Origin of the sequence: Candidatus Pelagibacter communis, assembly GCF_001179985.1 — a bacterium.
In the GTDB taxonomy this organism is placed as follows: Bacteria; Pseudomonadota; Alphaproteobacteria; order Pelagibacterales; family Pelagibacteraceae; genus Pelagibacter; species Pelagibacter ubique_J.
The window spans coordinates 1-680 of the sequence record NZ_CVSI01000066.1 but is presented as its reverse complement, the minus strand read 5'-3'; the positions used below and the strand labels follow the sequence as shown (position 1 = coordinate 680).

General features: G+C 29.9%; 1 protein-coding gene. It reads left to right on the top strand.

Annotated elements, in window-relative coordinates; genetic code table 11:
* Positions 1-668 (top strand): ATP-binding protein (locus AMN80_RS04750; RefSeq protein ID WP_143323384.1); only part of this gene is annotated, 668 nt, incomplete at its 5' end.
* Positions 669-680: the final 12 nt, after the last annotated feature.

The window sequence follows — 680 nt, the reverse complement described above, 5'->3', positions numbered from 1 at the left end:
TAGGAGGTCAAGCTGCAGCAGCAGCACACTCATTAGGAACACCTCTTTCAACAATTAAGATAATATCACAAGAATTATTTGAACAATTTAAAAATGATAAGGATGTAAAAAAGGATATCGACCTTCTTGTAAGCCAAGTAGATAGGTGTAATGAGATATTAAAAAGATTAACATTAAATCCAATCGTAGAGGATGAGTTTATTGATAAAGACTTGAGTTTGCACGATTACGTCAAAGAAATAGTTACTTCATTCCAAGAAATTTCCGATAAAAATTTCGATATTGATATCGAACAAAATGCCAACTCATTCAATGTTACAAAATCAATTGAGATTGTGTATGGGATTAGAAACTTTATTGGTAATGCGAATAAATTCGCTAAAAATAACATCTATATAGCAATTAAAAGTGATAGTGAGGTCTCTGAAATAACAATCGAAGATGATGGACCAGGATTTCCAAAAGATGTTCTTAGTAAAATTGGTGAACCCTATATTAAATCAATAAAATCAAAGGACAAAAGTAAGTCTGGCTTAGGCCTAGGAATATTTATTGGCAAAACTCTACTTGAGAAAAATAAAGCTAAATTAATATTTAGAAATTCAGAAACCAGAGGAGGTGCAGAAATTAAAATAGAATGGCAGAATAAAAATTTAGCAAATATTTAATGTAATTTTTTT